Source organism: Natronosalvus caseinilyticus (assembly GCF_017357105.1).
Taxonomy (GTDB): Archaea; Halobacteriota; Halobacteria; order Halobacteriales; family Natrialbaceae; genus Natronosalvus; species Natronosalvus caseinilyticus.
In genome coordinates this window covers 3,639,061-3,655,367 of sequence record NZ_CP071596.1, presented here as the reverse complement: position 1 = coordinate 3,655,367, position 16,307 = coordinate 3,639,061, and the positions used below count along the sequence as shown (strand labels likewise).

General features: G+C 66.0%; 16 protein-coding genes. 2 read left to right on the top strand and 14 right to left on the bottom strand.

The genetic code is table 11. The annotated features are described in order from the left end of the window. The first annotated feature begins 175 nt into the window (after nucleotides 1-175). Nucleotides 176-2,998, top strand: coding sequence for a DNA mismatch repair protein MutS (gene mutS, locus J1N60_RS17725; protein ID WP_312909276.1), 2,823 nt, complete (start codon nucleotides 176-178; stop codon nucleotides 2,996-2,998). Nucleotides 2,999-3,114: 116 nt separating this feature from the next. On the opposite strand, the gene J1N60_RS17720 is transcribed toward mutS, so the two are convergent. The 10 genes from J1N60_RS17720 to J1N60_RS17675 form a co-directional block, all read right to left on the bottom strand. After that, nucleotides 3,115-3,291: a 50S ribosomal protein L37e gene (locus J1N60_RS17720; RefSeq protein ID WP_253437512.1), complete on the bottom strand. Its 177-nt coding sequence runs from the start codon at nucleotides 3,289-3,291 to the stop codon at nucleotides 3,115-3,117. Further along, a complete protein-coding gene (locus J1N60_RS17715) occupies nucleotides 3,288-3,515 on the bottom strand; it encodes an LSM domain-containing protein (RefSeq protein WP_312909275.1) in 228 nt (75 codons plus the stop codon). The genes J1N60_RS17720 and J1N60_RS17715 overlap by 4 nt, the downstream gene beginning before the upstream one ends. Nucleotides 3,516-3,869: 354 nt before the next feature. Then, nucleotides 3,870-4,994 (bottom strand): phosphotransacetylase family protein, encoded by a 1,125-nt coding sequence (locus J1N60_RS17710; RefSeq protein WP_312909274.1) that lies wholly within the window; start codon nucleotides 4,992-4,994, stop codon nucleotides 3,870-3,872. Continuing rightward, entirely contained in the window at nucleotides 4,991-7,087 is a 2,097-nt protein-coding gene (locus tag J1N60_RS17705; RefSeq protein ID WP_312909273.1) for an acetate--CoA ligase family protein, read from the bottom strand. Before J1N60_RS17705 ends, J1N60_RS17710 begins: the two co-directional genes overlap by 4 nt. Before the next feature lie 72 nt (nucleotides 7,088-7,159). Continuing rightward, nucleotides 7,160-8,221, bottom strand: coding sequence for a metal ABC transporter permease (locus tag J1N60_RS17700; RefSeq protein ID WP_312909272.1), 1,062 nt, complete (start codon nucleotides 8,219-8,221; stop codon nucleotides 7,160-7,162). Between the two features lies 1 nt (nucleotide 8,222). Next, nucleotides 8,223-8,963 (bottom strand): metal ABC transporter ATP-binding protein, encoded by a 741-nt coding sequence (locus J1N60_RS17695; protein WP_312909271.1) that lies wholly within the window; start codon nucleotides 8,961-8,963, stop codon nucleotides 8,223-8,225. Between the two features lie 62 nt (nucleotides 8,964-9,025). Continuing rightward, nucleotides 9,026-10,522, bottom strand: coding sequence for a metal ABC transporter substrate-binding protein (locus J1N60_RS17690; protein WP_312909270.1), 1,497 nt, complete (start codon nucleotides 10,520-10,522; stop codon nucleotides 9,026-9,028). Between the two features lie 314 nt (nucleotides 10,523-10,836). After that, nucleotides 10,837-11,313, bottom strand: a complete 477-nt coding sequence (locus tag J1N60_RS17685; protein ID WP_312909269.1) for a YbaK/EbsC family protein — start codon at nucleotides 11,311-11,313, stop codon at nucleotides 10,837-10,839. Nucleotides 11,314-11,418: 105 nt separating this feature from the next. Continuing rightward, entirely contained in the window at nucleotides 11,419-11,895 is a 477-nt protein-coding gene (locus tag J1N60_RS17680) for a DUF7988 family protein (RefSeq protein WP_312909268.1), read from the bottom strand. Nucleotides 11,896-11,929: 34 nt separating this feature from the next. Beyond that, nucleotides 11,930-12,892 (bottom strand): carbohydrate kinase family protein, encoded by a 963-nt coding sequence (locus tag J1N60_RS17675; RefSeq protein ID WP_312909267.1) that lies wholly within the window; start codon nucleotides 12,890-12,892, stop codon nucleotides 11,930-11,932. A 203-nt stretch (nucleotides 12,893-13,095) separates the two neighbouring features. On the opposite strand from J1N60_RS17675, the gene dpsA reads away from it, so the two are divergent. Next, complete coding sequence (gene dpsA, locus J1N60_RS17670; protein WP_312909266.1) at nucleotides 13,096-13,641, top strand: DNA starvation/stationary phase protection protein DpsA; 546 nt, start codon at nucleotides 13,096-13,098, stop codon at nucleotides 13,639-13,641. 199 nt (nucleotides 13,642-13,840) lie between these two features. Here dpsA and J1N60_RS17665 read toward each other — a convergent pair whose 3' ends face one another. The 4 genes from J1N60_RS17665 to J1N60_RS17650 form a co-directional block, all read right to left on the bottom strand. Beyond that, nucleotides 13,841-14,824 carry a tyrosine--tRNA ligase gene (locus J1N60_RS17665; RefSeq protein WP_312909265.1) on the bottom strand — a complete coding sequence of 328 codons (984 nt, stop codon included), beginning with the start codon at nucleotides 14,822-14,824 and terminating at the stop codon, nucleotides 13,841-13,843. A gap of 141 nt (nucleotides 14,825-14,965) precedes the next feature. Beyond that, nucleotides 14,966-15,175 carry a hypothetical protein gene (locus J1N60_RS17660; protein ID WP_312909264.1) on the bottom strand — a complete coding sequence of 70 codons (210 nt, stop codon included), beginning with the start codon at nucleotides 15,173-15,175 and terminating at the stop codon, nucleotides 14,966-14,968. A gap of 3 nt (nucleotides 15,176-15,178) precedes the next feature. Next, nucleotides 15,179-15,673 carry a DUF6691 family protein gene (locus J1N60_RS17655; RefSeq protein ID WP_312909263.1) on the bottom strand — a complete coding sequence of 165 codons (495 nt, stop codon included), beginning with the start codon at nucleotides 15,671-15,673 and terminating at the stop codon, nucleotides 15,179-15,181. Beyond that, nucleotides 15,670-16,152 (bottom strand): YeeE/YedE family protein, encoded by a 483-nt coding sequence (locus J1N60_RS17650; protein WP_312909262.1) that lies wholly within the window; start codon nucleotides 16,150-16,152, stop codon nucleotides 15,670-15,672. The genes J1N60_RS17655 and J1N60_RS17650 overlap by 4 nt, the downstream gene beginning before the upstream one ends. Between the last annotated feature and the right edge of the window lie 155 nt (nucleotides 16,153-16,307).

Sequence of the window (16,307 nt, the reverse complement as noted above, 5' to 3'; positions counted from 1 at the left end):
CTTTGGATTTACATTTAACCATATTGATTACTCTTCGTAATCAGACCGCATCTTTTCGAAGCAAGTTCTAGGGTCATTAAATCGACTGCCGGTACTTCTCTATGGCGTTTAGCGACCGGTACTAATCTGGAGCCAACCCAGCAGGTATTTTTGCGTGCGGGCGCCGCTATCGAGTATGGACTCCGCGCTTGGTCCCCCCGAATCGATGTCCGAGCGGCGCGCGGAACTCACGCCGATGATGGCCCAGTACCACAACCTCTGTGCCCGGTACGACGACGCCATCGTCCTCTTCCAGGTCGGCGACTTCTACGAGACCTTCGGCGGCGCCGCCGAGACGACCGCGCGGCTGCTCGAGCTCACCCTCACCAGCCGCGAGGACTCGACCGGCGAGTACCCGATGACCGGGATTCCGGTCGACAATGCCGCCACCTACGTCGAGGACCTGCTCGAGGCCGGCTACCGGGTCGCCATCGCCGACCAGGTCGAGGAACCGGGCGAGTCGGCGGGCGTCGTCGAACGGGCGGTAACCCGGGTGATTACGCCCGGAACGCTCACGGAGGACGAACTGCTCTCGAGCGACGACAACAACTTCGTGGCGGCGGTCGCCGTAGGCGACGGTTCCGTGAACCCGAACCCGGACGCCAACGACAACACAGACGTCGCCCTCGCCCTCCTTGACGTCTCGACCGGCGACTTCCTGACCACCAGCGCCAGCGACGCCGAACGAATCGCCGACGAGATTAGCCGCTTCACTCCCGCCGAGGCGGTCCTCGGCCCGAACGCCCCAGACGAGATCCTCCCGGAGCGGTGTATGGTCACGCCGTTCGACCCCGAGGCGTTCGACCTCGAGCGCGCCACGGACCTTCTCGAGACGTACGTCGCTCGAGCGGAGGCGCTCGTCGCGAGCGACGCGGAGGTTCGCGCCTGCGGCGCCGTGCTCGCCTATGCCGAGTACGTTCGCGGGGGCGTCGAGGGTGCTGTGGACGAGGTCGAGAACGCGGACGAGAACGACCCTGGCGAGACGGACGACGGCGAACCGGACGAGCACGAGCACCAGGAAGACGAAAACGAACACGGAGACGAAGGCGAAGACGACGAAAGCGACGAATCCGGCGAACCAGACCGCCCGCGCCTCGAGTACCTCTCGCGACTCCGCCGGTACGACCCCCGCGAGTACCTGCTCCTCGACGCCGTCGCCGTCCGAAGCCTCGAACTCTTCGAACCGCGGGGCGTCCACGGCCGCGAGGAGGCCACCCTCGTCGGCGTCCTCGACCAGACGGCGAGCGCCCTCGGCGGCCGCAAACTCAGGGACTGGCTCCGGCGACCGCTGCTCGAGGCCGAGCGGATCGACGACCGCCTCGACGCCGTCGAGGAACTCTCCCGAGACCCTCGCACGCGAGAGGCGATCCAGGGCGCGCTGACGGGCGTATACGACCTCGAGCGGCTCATCGGGCGCATTTCCCGGGAGCGAGCCAACGCGCGTGACCTGCGCTCGTTGCGCGACACCCTCGCCGTGGTCCCCGAGATTCGGGAGGCGCTCGAGGACGCCGAGGCAGGCCGACTGGAACGGATCCGCGAGGCGCTCGACCCGCTCGAGGACGTCCGTCGGCTGATCGACCGGGCGATTGTCACCGACCCGCCCCACGAGATTACGGAAGGCGGAATCGTCGCCGACGGCTACGACGACCGCCTCGATACCCTCCGGGAGACGGCCAGGGACGGCAAGCAGTGGATCGACGACCTCGAGGACCGCGAACGCGAGCGGACGGGCGTCGACTCGCTCAAAGTGGGCTACAACTCCGTCCACGGCTACTACATTGAGGTGACGAACCCGAACCTCGAGGCCGTCCCGGAAGACTACCAGCGCCGACAGACGCTCAAGCGCTCCGAGCGCTTCGTCACGCCCGAGTTGAAGGAACGTGAGGACGAGATCGTTGGCGCGGAGAGTCGGGCCGACCAGCGCGAGTACGACCTGTTCTGTCGGATTCGTCGCGACGTGGGCGTGGAAGTCGAGCGCGTCCAGACGCTCGCCGACGCCCTCGGGGCGCTCGACGCGCTGTGTTCGCTGGCGACCGTCGCCGCCGAGTACGATTACTGTCGGCCCGAGGTGCTGGAGTCTGGGGGCGACAGCGATGGAGACGCCTCCCGCATCGAAATCGAGGCCGGCCGTCACCCCGTCGTCGAACGAACCCAGGAGTCGTTCGTCCCGAACGACGGGCGCTTCGACGCCGAGAATCGGCTGGCGATCATCACGGGGCCCAACATGTCCGGAAAGTCGACGTACATGCGCCAAGTGGCTCAAATCGTCCTGCTGGCGCAGGTGGGGAGTTTCGTACCCGCTCGAGGCGCGACGCTCACGCCGGTCGAGCGCATCTTCACTCGAGTCGGCGCCAGCGACGACATCGCGGGCGGGCGCTCGACGTTCATGGTCGAGATGGACGAACTCGCGACGATCCTCCGGGAGGCCGACGAGCGGTCGCTCGTCCTCCTCGACGAGGTCGGCCGTGGCACCTCGACGAGTGACGGCCTCGCCATCGCCCGTGCGATCACCGAACACCTCCACGACGAAATCGGGGCGCTGACGCTCTTTGCGACCCACCACCACCCCTTGACCGAACTGTCCAACGAACTCGAGGGCGCGTTCACTCGTCACTTCGAGACGACCCAGGAGGGCGGCGACGTCATCTTCGACCACGAGATTGCTCCCGGCGCGGCCGCTGGCTCGTACGGCGTCGAGGTGGCGACGGCGGCGGGCGTTCCCGACACGGTCGTCGAGCGTGCTCGCGCGCTGGTTGACGGTGGCGACGGTGATGCGGGCTATACCACCTCCACCACCTCGAGCGACGTCGAGCCGACTCCCGCGCCGACCGTAAGTTCAGACGGCGGCGACGACCCGAGCGACGTCGCGGCCGAGCTCCGGGCGCTCGACCTGGCCCACCTGACCCCCGTGGAGGCGCTCACCGAACTCGACCGGCTGAAGCGGTTGCTCGAGGAGTGAGTCGGGGCCGGTTGGTGAAGCGTGGCTATCGAGGACGGAATGCAACCGATGATCGACAGACGAGAAGTGGCGCGATCACCGAATCGATACGTGAAGAGTCGTCAGATTATCTCCCGTCAGTTGTCGCCGGTTTTGCCCTGCCAGGCGTACGAGCGGCGTTTGGCCGATTTGCCGAAGCCACACGACGAGCAGACGCTCTTCTTGACGTGGTAGGATTTCTCACCGCAGCGCCGACATTTGACGTGCGTCGTCTTGTTCTTCTTTCCTTGGCTCGGGGTTCCTGCGCCAGTCATGGAGTGATCGAAACGACGTTATCGCCGCGTATAATGGTTGTGTCTTGGACCGACGGCTCGTCGGTCGGGTCCGTTTCCTGGGAGACTGAGACGTCCTCGAGGACGAGATTCATGTGCTGGTCGTAGCCGGCGAGATCGCCGACGTACTCCTCGCCGCTCTTGAGCCGAACGCTGACCCGGTCGCCGAGTGACGCTTCGAGGACGTCTAGCGGTCGTCCACTCATACACGTGAAGGCAGTTGTTGGACACTTAACCGTACCGGTCCGGCGGCTCGAGTGGGACCCTTCCGCGGGCGACCAACCTCGAGTCGAACCCGGTCGAAGCGACGTGAGTATTTAAACCACGAAAATTATTAAATACTAGTAATCGCAAGCTGGGCACCAGGGCGACGAGTGAGGGTTTACCGCTGGCTACGTAATATAATGAGTGCCGGAGTGCCTCTGACAACCGGCGATTGCGGCGGGTCCCTGTGCCCGAGGGACGCGCCGTGGTGCTACCTTTTGCCCGACGCGATCATCGCCAGAGCGGTCGCGTTCGATCCACTCGTACACGGGGTCTCGAGCCTCGCTTCCGACCGCTCAGCGAAGCGACTCGAGGTCGGCGTGGTCGGCGAGAAGCGCCTGCATGCGCTCGACGGTCGTCGCGTCGCGGGTGCGGCCGCTCCGGACGATCTCCTCGGCCCGCTCGACGGTCGTGAGCGTGTCCGACTGGATCAGCAGGACGGGGACGCCCTTTTCGGCGGCCTGGCCGAGGATCGCCCCGGACGGGCGGTGACCGCCGGTCAGGATGAGACATTTCACGCCCGGTGCCTCGAGCGCCGCGGAGTGGATGTCCGCGCGGTCGCCACCCGTGATGACGGCGGCGTTTTTGGTCCGCCGGAAGTGTCTGAGTGCGCTGTCGGCACCCATCGCGCCGACGGAGAAGCGCTCGACGTACTCGTCGAGGCCGTTCTCGGACAGTACCCGCCCGCCGAGTTCGTCGGCCAGGTCCTCGACGGTGACGCCGGCCAGCGTCTGGTCGCGTGGCAGGACGCCGTGGACTGGTACGCCCCGCCCCTCGAGGAAGGGTGCGACGTCGGACTCGAGTTGGTCCCGGACGGAGTCGGCGACGGCGTTGAAGAGGACGCCGTCGAACTGGTCGCCGAACGCCTCCGCCGCCGCCAGCACGTCGTCGACGTCCCCCGGGGTCTCGTAGGGGGCGATCACCAGCACGCGCGCGTCGACCAGCGACGCGACGTCCGCGTCGGTCAGGTCCACGATGGCGCCCTGCTCGAGTCGCCCGGCGCCCTCGAGGTACATTCGGTCGCGATCCGCCGCGAGGGCGTCGTAGGCCTCCGAGACGCGCTCGCGAAGTTCCTCCGGGTGTTCCCGTCCCCGAATCGCCTGTTCGATGAACGTCGGCGAGTAGACCACGGGCTCGAGGTCGTGCATCTCGGCGTCGAGACCGAGGATTTCGCGCGCGAGCATCGGATCGGTGTCGATGGTCTTGCCGACGTTGCTCTGGAGTCGGGTTCCCTTGGGTTTCATGTAGCCGACGTCGTCGCCGGCTTCCGCGGCGTGGTTCGCCAGTGCGAGCGTGATCGCCGTCTTGCCCGTGCTCTCCTCGAGGGAGGCGACCAGGATCGGTCGGGTATCGTTCGTCGGTGCGTTCGCAGTGGTGTCGGTGTCGGTTTTGGTTTCGGTTTCCGTATCTGAGTCGGTCATAGCTCCTCCGTGTCAACGGTCAGTCTGAGGTCGATCGCCTGCACGCCGTCGGATCCGGCGACGAGGGGGTTCACGTCGAGTTCGAGGATCGCCGGGAAGTCGGTCACCAGCTGTGAGAGGCGCTGGATCGACTCCACGACGGCGTCGACGTCTGCTGGGTCACGCCCCCGAGCGCCGCGCAGGAGCGGCGCTGCCTTGATCTCATCGACCATCTCTCGGGCTTCGCTCTCGCCGATCGGGGCGACCCGAAGTGAGGTGTCCTCGAGGATTTCGACGAAGATGCCGCCCAGGCCGAACAGGAGTAGGGGACCGAACTGCGGGTCCCGATTCATCCCGATGATGGTCTCGGTCGAGGCCTCGAGGTCGAGCATCTCCTGGACTTGGACGCCGATGATCGTCGCGCCGGGCTGGTAGTTTCGCGCCTTCGCGACGACGTCCTCGTAGGCGTCGTAGACCTCGTCGTCTGCCACTCCTACACGAACGCCGCCGATGTCGGATTTGTGGCTGATGTCCGGGCTGACGATCTTGAGGACGACGTCGCCGTCGATCGACTCGGCGACCGTTCGCGCGTCCGCCGGATCGTCGACGATCTCGCCCGTCGGGGTCGGAATGCCGTAGGCCTCGAGTAGCTCCATCGCTTCGACGCCGAGGCGGTTGTCCGACCGGTCGCGGGCGGTCTCGAGGATCTCGCGGGCCCGCTCGCGGTCGACGTCGAAGGTCGCGGGTTCGTCGGTCGTCGCCTCGCGAATCGAGCGGTAGCGCTCGAGGGCGTCGAGCCCCGAGACGGCTCGGGCGGGGTCGAAGTAGTTGGGGATGCCGGCCTCCCGGAGGACGGCTTCCGCCTCGCGCGATCGACTGCCGCCCATCAGGCTCGTGACGATGGGTTTCTCGTGCTCGTTTCGCTTCTCGATCACGACTTCGCTCAGTTCGTCGTACGGGAGCACGGCTGTCGGGGCGCTGACGACGACGGCGCTGCCGACGTTGGGATCCGAGAGGGCGATATCGAGCGCCGTCTCGAACCGCTCGACGTCGGCGTCACCGATGACGTCGATCGGGTTGTAGACGTTCGCTTCGTCGGGCATCGTCTCGGTCAGTCGGTCGATCGTCTCGTCGGCGAAGCCGGCCATTGACAGCGTCGAGTCGCCGACGGCGTCGGTGGTGAGCACGCCCGGCCCGCCGGCGTTCGTGACGACGGCGACGCCGTCGGTTGCGGGCGTCGGCAGCCCCGAGAGCGCCCGTGCCCAGTCGAAGAGTTCCTGGACCGACCGCGCCCGGAGGACGCCCGCCTGTTCGAGGCCGGTCTCGTAGGCGGCCTCGCTGCCGGCGATGGCGCCCGTGTGCGAGGAGGCGGCCTGTGCGCCTGCGCTAGTCCGGCCCGACTTTACGAGCACGATCGGCGTGTCGTCGCTCACCTCGCGGGCGACCTCGAGGAACTCGTCGCCGTGGTCGATCCCCTCGAGGTAGCCGATGACGACGTCCGTCTCGGGGTCGTCGCCCCACTCACGGACGAAGTCGGTCTCGTCGAGTACCGACTTGTTGCCGAGCGAGACGACGTCCCGGAAGCCGATCCCCTGTTCGTTCGCCCAGTCGAGGACGGCGGTGATGAACGCGCCCGACTGGCTCATGAACGACACCGAGCCCTCGATGGCGTTCTCGGGGCCGAACGTGGCGTTCATCCCGGTCTGTGTGTTCATAATCCCCAGACTGTTGGGGCCGACCAGATTCAGGTCGTACGACGCGGCGAGGTCGCGCAACTCGCGCTCGCGAGCGGCTCCCTCGCCACCGGTCTCGGCAAACCCGGCGGTGATGACGACGACGTTCTCGACGCCTGCCGCGGCGCTCTCCTCGATCGTCTCGAGGACGATCGACGGCGGGACGACGATCACCGACAGGTCGACCGGCGGTGCGCTCGCGACATCCGGGTAACTCTCGAGGCCCAGCACGGACTCCCGGTTGGGGTTGACGGGGACGACGTCGCCCCGAAAGTCAGCCTGCAGATTCTCGAGAATCGCCCGTCCGACGGCGCCCTCGCGGTCGGTCGCGCCGACGACGGCAACGGTTTCGGGTGCGAATAGATCGCGTAACCTTCCCATCGAATGTACTGTTCCCCGGGAAGGGAGTTAAACGTGGGGCCGTTCCCTGCGGGTGGGATTCGCCGGAAGGGGTTAGTGGGTCGAAATCGCCGTGAACGACCGACTCGAGAGCGCGATCGTCAGCAGGTAGATGGCGATGGCGACGACGATGATCGAGCCGCCGGAGGGGAGTCCCTGCGAGATAGCCAGGACGAACCCGCCGGCGATCGAGAGCTGTCCGAACAGGACCGAGAGGACCATCGTTTCCCGGAATCCGCGGGCGATCTGCGAGGCGGCCGCCACGGGAATCACGAGCATTCCGGCGACGAGGATGACGCCCAGCACCTGCATCGAGCCGACGACCACAACCGCGGTCATCACGATCAGGAGGGTGTTGTAGGCGGTGACGTTGAGTCGCGCGACGCGGGCGGCCTGCTCGTCGAACGTGATGAACAGCAACTGTTTGTAGGTGTACGCGACGACCGCGACGACCGCGACGCTGAGGACGGCCATCATCCGGGCGCTCGAGGCCGTGACGATCGAGAGGTCGCCGAAGAGGTAGTCTTCGATGCTGATGCCGCGTTGCCCACGCCCCACACTCACGATCAGGGTGCCGACGGCGAAACTGCCCGTCAGCATGATCGCAATGGGGACGTCGCCGTAGGCGTTCGTCCGTTCGGAGAGCCACTGGACGCCCAGTGCGCCCAGAATCGCGACGACGAGCGCCGCGTACATCGGCGAGCCGGCCCAGCCGACCAACGAGCCGGCAGCGAAGCCGATGGCAACGCCGGCGAAGGCCGTGTGTGCGAGCGTCTCGCCGATCAGCGCCATCTCCCGGTGGACGAGGAAGCTCCCGATGAGTGGGCCGACGACGCCAATCAGAACGCCGGTGGCCATCTGTTGCCACATGAACGACCACTTGAAGACGTTCGTCCCGAGGTAGTAGTCGAGCCACTGGCCGGCGATCATGAACTGCTCGTAGGCGCCGGCCGCCAGCGGATGCGCTCGAAGCCAGTAGAGGACGACGAAGCCAATCATGACGGTGGCGACGAGGCCGGTGACGGCGAGGCCGGCGACCTCGAGGCCGTATCGCAGGCCGGAGTCGTGACTCGAGACCGGTTCGGCCGCCCTGGTGGTGTCTGTCCCTTCGGTCATCTCAGTGATCGTGGTGGACGATCTGTCCCGTCGCCCCGTAGGCCTCGGCGAGCGCGTCGCTCTCGACGAACGATTCCGTGTCGCCGTGGTGGTACAGTTCCGTGTTGATGCAGGCGATTCTCGAGGCGCGGTCCGTGACGACGCCGATGTCGTGCTCGATGAGGATGATCGTGATCCCCAACTCGTTGAGCGACTCGAGCAACTGGTAGAACGCGTCCCGGGACTCGGCGTCGACGCCAACGGTGGGTTCGTCCAGCGCGAGCAAATCCGCCTCGCTCGCGAGCGCACGGGCGATGAACGCCCGCTGGCGCTGGCCGCCCGATAACTGGGTGACGCGCCGGTCCGCGATGTCGGTGATACCGACGGTGTCGAGGGCGTCCTCGACGATCGCGCGATCCTCCTCGGTCAGCCGCGCGTGGCCCGCGTGGGCGAACCGTCCCATGGTCACCGCCTCGCGAACCGTGACGGGCATCGAACCGCCCTGTTCGGTCGACTGCTGGGAGACGTAGCCGATACGCTCGCCGTCGGCGAACTGATCGACCGGTTCGCCGAAGAGGTCGATCGAACCGCTGTCGGGCTCGAGGAGGCCGAGCATCAGGTGCAAGAGTGTCGTCTTGCCGGAGCCGTTGGGGCCGATCAATCCAAGGAACTCGCCTTCCTCGATAGTCAGCGAGACGTCTTTCACGACCGGCGTCTCGCCGTAGGCGAACGACACGTCGCGAACGTCGACCGCGGAAGTCACTGTCGACTCTCCGCCCGCGAGGGAGTTAGTTCTTGCACTTTTGTGCTGGTGTTCGAGGGACATCACTCGGCTTTGAGGGCCGCCCGGAGCGACGGCAGGTTCAGGTCCTCCATCTGTTCGACCCAGCCCCAGCCGCGTTCGTTCCACACGGCCATCGTGCCTCCAACGGGCGTCAGCGGCGCCGTCTCGGTCGCCTGACTGTCCTCGACGATGGTCTCGGCGAGCGGCGGGACCTCGCCCTCGGGAACCTCGAACGGATCGTAGAGGATCGTGTCGATACCGCGTTCGTCGACGAGTTCGATCGTCTCGGCGATCTCGCCAGGGCTCGGGGACTCCTCGGGTGAGACGCCGACCGGCGAGTGGAGTTCGAAGCCGTACCGGCGCTCGAGGTACCGGAACGAGTCGTGGCCGGCGAGGACGGCGACCTCGAGGTCGGCCTCGTCGACGAGCGCCCGAAACTGCTCGTCGACCTCGGCGAGGCGTTCGGCGTATGCCTCGCCGTTGGCCTCGAAGGTGTCCGCGTCGTCGGGTGCAACCTCAGCGAGTCCGTCGGCGATGGCGTGAACGACGTCCGCGGCGAGCACGGGGTCGAGCCAGACGTGCGGGTCGTGGAAGGCGGTCATCCCGGACCCGGCGTCGGCGGCGACCTCGACGCGGAGCGGGTCGGCGCTCGAGTCCCAGACGGGTTCGCTCTCTCGTCGGAGTTCGAAGACGAGGCGCGTGTGTCCTTCCTCGCGTCCGCGTAGTTCGACGGTCTGGCCGTCCACGTGGAGCTCGAGGACGTCCGTCGACGCGTCGTCGGGGACTCGGGCCTCGAGGTGGGCGGATTCGTCGTCCTCGAGCGATAGCTCCTCGCCGTCGGCTTCGAGTGCCACCTCGAGTGTGATCGATCCGTCGACTGGAACGGATGGAATGCCGCCGTCCCAGTGGTCGCCGTGCCAGTTGGCGGTTACCTCGCCCGAGGAGGTGTGTAGTTCGACGGTCTCGACGGAGTGCGATTCTCCGTCGTGGTCACCCTCGCCCTCGTGGTCGTGATCGTCGTGATCGTCGTGATCATCGTGACTGTCATTTTCGTGGTCGGCGTCGCCGTGATCGTCGTGGTCGTCGTGGTCGTCGTGGTCGTCGTGGTCGTGACCGTGATCATCACCCGAAAACGACAGAAACTGTTCTTCAGAAACGCCCGCGAGCGCGTCTATGACCGCCACGTCGGTTCCGTCCGCTTCCGCCTCGAGTTGGGCGGCGATGTCCTGTGCCCAGGTGAATTCGGGCGAGTCAAAGTAGACGAACGCGTCGGTTTCGGCGACGGTTCGAACTAGATCGCCCTCGGGGCTCCAGCCGTGACCCAACTGGCCGGCGTCGACGGGGTCCTCGAACGATCCCACCTCGCCAACCACCTCGTTCGTCCAGTCCCAGAGCGGGAAGAAGGCGGCATATCCGGTGACGTCGTCGGACCCACTGCCGTCGGTCTCGTCCCCGGGTTCGCTCAGACACCCTGCAAACGCACCGATACCGAGAGCCGTCGCACCACGACCCAGTACACGTCGGCGTGTCAGTTCCATACCTCCACCAGCGGTCACGTCGATAAAAGTGTTATTATATCGACGGCCAATATTAATAACTCGTGGCAGAAACACGGGGGTAGATTATTAGAACGGGTCTCGATTGAGTCTGCGCCGGACGGTTCCTCACTGCGACTCGCTGCCGATGGACTGGTGACGCGCGCCCCCGTCGATCACCCGATGTTACTGGACGAATAATACGCTTCCAAACGTCGACCGCTGAGAAGAACCGGACGACAACTCCTGGTTTCTCTCATCAGGTCTGGCTTGGAACACCACTAGACGAGACGGGCCTGCGTGAGAACGAACGCGATTCACTCGACCACCGAGACAACCTGGGCGTTCGTCAGGTTCTCGAGTTCCGTCGGATCGATCGGAAACACCGCTGTAGGCGTTCCGGCCGCCGCCCAGACCGTCTCGAACTCGAGCAGCGTTTCGTCGAGGTACATTGGGACGGGCCGGTCGTGACAGAACGGTGGGACGCCGCCGATCGACCAGCCCAGCCGGGACTTGATTCGCTCCGGATCGGCCATCTCGACGGTCTCGGGCGTGACGCCGACGGCCTCGGCCAGTGCACCTTCGTCGACCCGATTCGCGCCGCTCGTGACCGCCACCACGAGGTCGCCGTCGGCGTCGAACGCCAGCGAACTCGCGATCTGAGCGACGTCGCAGCCGACGGCTTCGGCGGCGTCGGCAGCCGTCTTCGTCCCTTCCGGAAACTCCTCGACGGCCGGATCGAACCCGTACTCCTCTCGAGCCTGTGCGACGAAGGTCGCTGCACGCGGATGCATTAGCCTGAGACTCACACGCACGGGTTTAATAGGTATCGCCCAGCCAGTCTCGTAGCGGTTGCCCGGCTTTCGTGACGGACTCGGCGATCTGAGCGACCACCGCGATCAATGCAGTTCGACAGCCACGGAGACGGACTCGAGCCGACGGTACGCCGGCCCCGAATCTCGTTCGTGTTCGCACTCGCATTCACACTCACACTCGCACTCATACTCGTACTCACGCTCGCGCTCGAGACCAAAGACGTCGAGGCGAACGACGAGTCGTCCCGGCTCGACGGTCGCCCGGAGCAACGGACCGCGACTCGTCACGACGACGTACGGCGGGGCCGCAACCGGTCGTGCGGGCAGGGCGTACCCCGCCGATTCGACCAGGTCATCGAGGAGCGGCGGAAAGGCCTGCAGGAGTCCAGACGCCTCGAGTTCGGCTCGCAGGGGGTCGACGACGGCCGCTCGTTCGGTGACGGTCTCGGCTGGCCACGCCTGGGAGACGGCGTCCGCACACGCCTCGAGGCGCCGCAGAACCCCTCCGTGCTCGTCACAGAGCCGTCTCTCGATCGCTCGCGTCGTGGCTCGGTGGCTCACGGGTGACCACCCGCAATCGCTGTGAGTCGGGGCGTCACGAGTCCGCAGCGTCCAGCCACTGCTGGACCTCGTCCCGGGTCGGGAGTGCCGTCATCGCCCCCGGCTCGGTCGTCGCCCGAGCGGCCACCGCGCTGGCGAAGGTCAGGGTCTCCTCGAGTCCACGTCCCTCGCGAAGCGAGGCAACGAGTCCGGCGACGAACGCGTCGCCAGCGCCAGTCGTATCGACGACGTCGACCTCGAATCCGGGGTGCTCGAAGACGGCCTCGGGCGTCGGTGCCGTCGCGTCCGTCACCACCATCGCGCCCTCGCTCCCGCGCGTCAGAAAGACGGTGTGGGGACCGCAGTCGAGGGCGTCGCGGGCGACGGCTTCCGGCGTCTCGCCCACACAGCCGAGGGCCTCGAGTTCCTCGACGGTGGCCTTACAGACGTCGGTCGCCGCGAGTGCCTCTCGGCCGATTCGCTCGAACGTCTTCGGGTCCGGCCAGAGTTCGGGTCGGTGGTTCGGATCGAAGGAGGTCGTACAGCCCGATTCCTGGGCGCGCTCGAGCAACTCGAGGGTCGCCTCGCGCGAGCGGCCACTCGAGAGGGTGACGCCGCCGGTGTGGACCCACTCGAGCGAGTCGAGGGCGTCGTCGTCGACGGTTCCGGGTGCGAGGCGCGTGTCGGCGGTCCCGTCGCGGTAGAACGAGAACGTCCGGTCGCCCGACTCGTCGTGGGTGACGAACGCGAGCGTCGTCTGCGCATCGTGATCGACCTCGACGAAGTTGTCGGGGAGGCCGTGGTCGGCGAGGACGTCCACCAGGTAGTGACCGAAGGGGTCGTCGCCCACGCGCGTCCAGAGGGCGGGGTCGTGCTCGAGACGAGCGAGCGCGACGGCGACGTTCGCTGGTGCACCACCAGGTCGGCGTTCGAACCGGCCGACGGTCGAGAGCGGTCCCGGTCGGTCGGGGAGGAAGTCGACCAGCGTTTCGCCGGCGACGAGGACGGAAGCGTTCATACGGGCGGATCGGTGGTCCTCGAGTATAGTGTTCCGGGTTCGAGTGCGTGGCTCACAGGCTCGAGCACCGAGCGGGAAACCGGGTCGAGAATTCGATCTCGAGCAATAATTTTCTCGATGTCGTAAAATCTGGTTCTTCCTCGAGAAGAATTATTTTCTAATGGAAAGGCTTTAAGAGGGATGACGACGTAGCCGGAGGTGGGATGAGCACTCAAAAGACCGTCCGCCAGCAGGCCGACACCGTCGAGGAGAACGCGCTGCGACTCGACCAGGAGAAGGCCGAGCAGGTCGTCGACGCGCTGAACACGGAGCTCGCGAACTCGTACGTGCTGTACCACCAGCTCAAGAAGCACCACTGGGTCGTCGAGGGTGCGGAGTTCCGCGACCTGCACCTCTTCTTCGAGGAGGCCTACGAACACGCCGAGGTGGGCGCCGACCTGATCGCCGAGCGTGCACAGGCGCTGGGCGGCGTCCCGGTTTCGGGTCCCTCGAATCTCGAGGACCGCGCGACCGTCGAGTTCGAGGGCGAGGACGTCTACGACCTCCGCACGATGATGGAGAACGACCTCGAGATTTACGGGGAGATCATCGAGTCGATGCGCGACAGCATCGAACTCGCGACGAACCTCGGGGATCACGCGACCGCCCAGATCCTCCGGGAGATCCTCGTCGACGTCGAGGACGACGCCCACCACTTCGAGCACTACCTCGAGGACGAAACCCTCGTGCTCGAGGACGCGACTCACTGAGCAGTCGCGAGCCGACCTGGTGAACGATCTCGTCGACGACCACTTTCTCATCGTTTTTCGCTTCCCGTGAGCGTCGAGACTCGGGACTCGATGCTCGACGTACGAACGTCCCCAGAAATGCTACGTGTACGGACGAGCCGACTTCTCGGCCGCGAACTGGGTTACCCACCGGCTATCGCGGTCCCTGCGACGATTCGTCTCAGGCTTCGCGAAGTTCGCGCAGTTTCTCGCGACCCGGCGCGATCAACTCGTCGAGGTAGCTTGCGAGCGTTCCCTTCGCGTCCGCGGGGTGGAGTTCGCCCGACTCGAGGTCGCTCGCCAGGTCCTCGTAGCTCCCGTACTCGAGGTCCCCGCCGTACTTCTCGGGGCGCTCGACGAGCACGGTCTCGAATCGGGGGAAGACGTGGTACTCGAACAGTTCGAGGACGGGGTTCTCGAGGTCGCCCTCCGGGTCGCGGGTCGGCGGACAGAACGCCGAGTTCACCTTCTCCTCGAGATCGTTGGCCGAATCCTCCATCGAGATGGTGACGCCCTGGCTCGAGGACATCTTCCCCTCGCCGGTCGTGAGGTCGGCGACGATGGGCGTGTGGAGACACGGACGGGCCTCGTAGCCCAGTTCGGGGAGTTCCTCGCGCATCAGCATGTGGACCTTGCGCTGGTCCATCCCGCCGACGGCGAGGTCGAGGTCGAGGTACTCGATGTCCAGCGCTTGCATCAGCGGGTAGACGACGTGGCTGACTTTCGCGGTCTCCCCCGATTGTAACTCCGCCATCGCTCGCTGGGCGCGATTCAGCGTCGTCGACAGCTCGAGTTCGTGGAGGTCCAGCACGTAGTCGTCCTCGAGCTGGTAGCTCGAGCCGTAGACGAACTCGGTCTGGGACTCGTCGAGGCCGTAGGCGAGGAACTGCGCGCGCATCTGCTCGGCGGTGTCCCGAATTTCCTCGAACGTCCCCTTTCCGTTGAGGTAGGCGTGGACGTCCGCGAGCAGGACGATGACCTCCATGCCGGCCTCCTGGAGGTCGATGAGCTTGTTGGCGGTGAGCAGGTGGCCCAGGTGCAAGACGCCGGAGGGTTCGTAGCCGACGTAGACGCGCTTGCCGGCCGGATCGGCGGCGAGTTCGTGTACCTCCTCGTCGGTGACGACCTCGTCGACGTTCCGCGTAATCAGGTCGTAGGTGTCCATACGTGGACGGTACCGGAGCAGGGATTTATGCGTTCTTGAACGATGCGAACGCGACTCGAGATATACTATAGTTTTTATAGTAATATCTGGACTCGAGTGCTTGCCCTAGCGTACTCGCTTGCCGAATACGAAGTGACGCCCTCACTTGTCGAACACGAACCGAAGCGGCAACCCGATCGCGAAACAGAGCGCGGCCAGGATCATCCCGACCGGTGGGATCGGCGCGATCACGAACACGATACCGAGCAGGATGAGCACCGTCGAGAGGCGAACCATACCAGTACGTTCGAGACCCAGCGGGGAAGCCGTGATGCCGGCAAACGCAGCCTCGGCCAGTACGGGGTTCGTCACTCGTCAATCGGCCGTCGTCGCGTCGGTCTTCGCAACCGCCGGCGACGACCGCCAGTAGGCCTGGAGGTACGCGCCGACGAACATACCGGCGATTCCCCAGAGGATCGCGTAGTTGCCGATGCCCAGGCTGGCGTAGGCGGCGCCGGGGCAGATCCCGGACAGTCCCCAGCCGACGCCGAAGATGCCGCCGCCGAGGACGACGTTCCTGTCGAGGATCTTGAGCCGTCGCCCGTAGCGAACGCCGGTCAACGGGGCCTGGCCGAGGACTCGAGACGCGCCGAAGAAGGCGAGGCCGGTGACGGCGGCGCCGCCGAACATGACGAACAGGAGGCCGAAGTCCTCGAACTGGAGAAACGAGAGGACGACCTCCGGTTTCGCCATCTCGCTCAGTGCGAGGCCGACGCCGAAGACGAGGCCACCGAGGAAGACGACGGGCAGGAACAGCGGATGCTGCTCGTGGTCCTGAACGACCGCGACTGGCTCGGGGCTGGGACTCACGGCGACACCCCCGCGGCCATCGCCAGTTGCGCGGTTACGATCGCGACGAGGAGGAACGAGAGCACGCCGACGAACGACGTGCTCGAGACCGACCCGACGCCACAGACGCCGTGACCGGAGGTGCACCCCTTCCCGAGACGGGTGCCGACCCCGATGAGCACGCCGCCGACAAGGAGCCGCCACGGCGCGACCGCCGTCACCCAGGCTCCGCCGCCGGTCGCGAGCGTGTAGAGCGCCGCCCCGGAGACGATGCCGAGGGTGAAGACGACCCGCCAGTCTCGAGAGGCCCGATACCGGTCGAGCCTCGAGAGCGACGAGCCGTAGGATAGCGTCGACTCGAGGAAGGTGCTCGCGCCGGGGGCGACGGCGGTCGCGAGGTAGATGATAACGACGCCGAGACCGACGAGGACGCCGCCGAGGGCGTAGTGATCGATCCCGTTGGGAAACGGTGCGGCCGGGAGGAGCGACTCGAGTGGCATTGGTGTACTCCTCGAAAGGGGGCGGCCCTAGTTCAATGTTTCAGCCGCGGCATCGGTTTCGTTGGTTCAGCGACGGCATCGGTCTCACTGTCTCAGCTGCGTCATCGATTTCACTGGTTCAGCCGCGGCATCGTCGACGCGAACTCGTCCTGCAA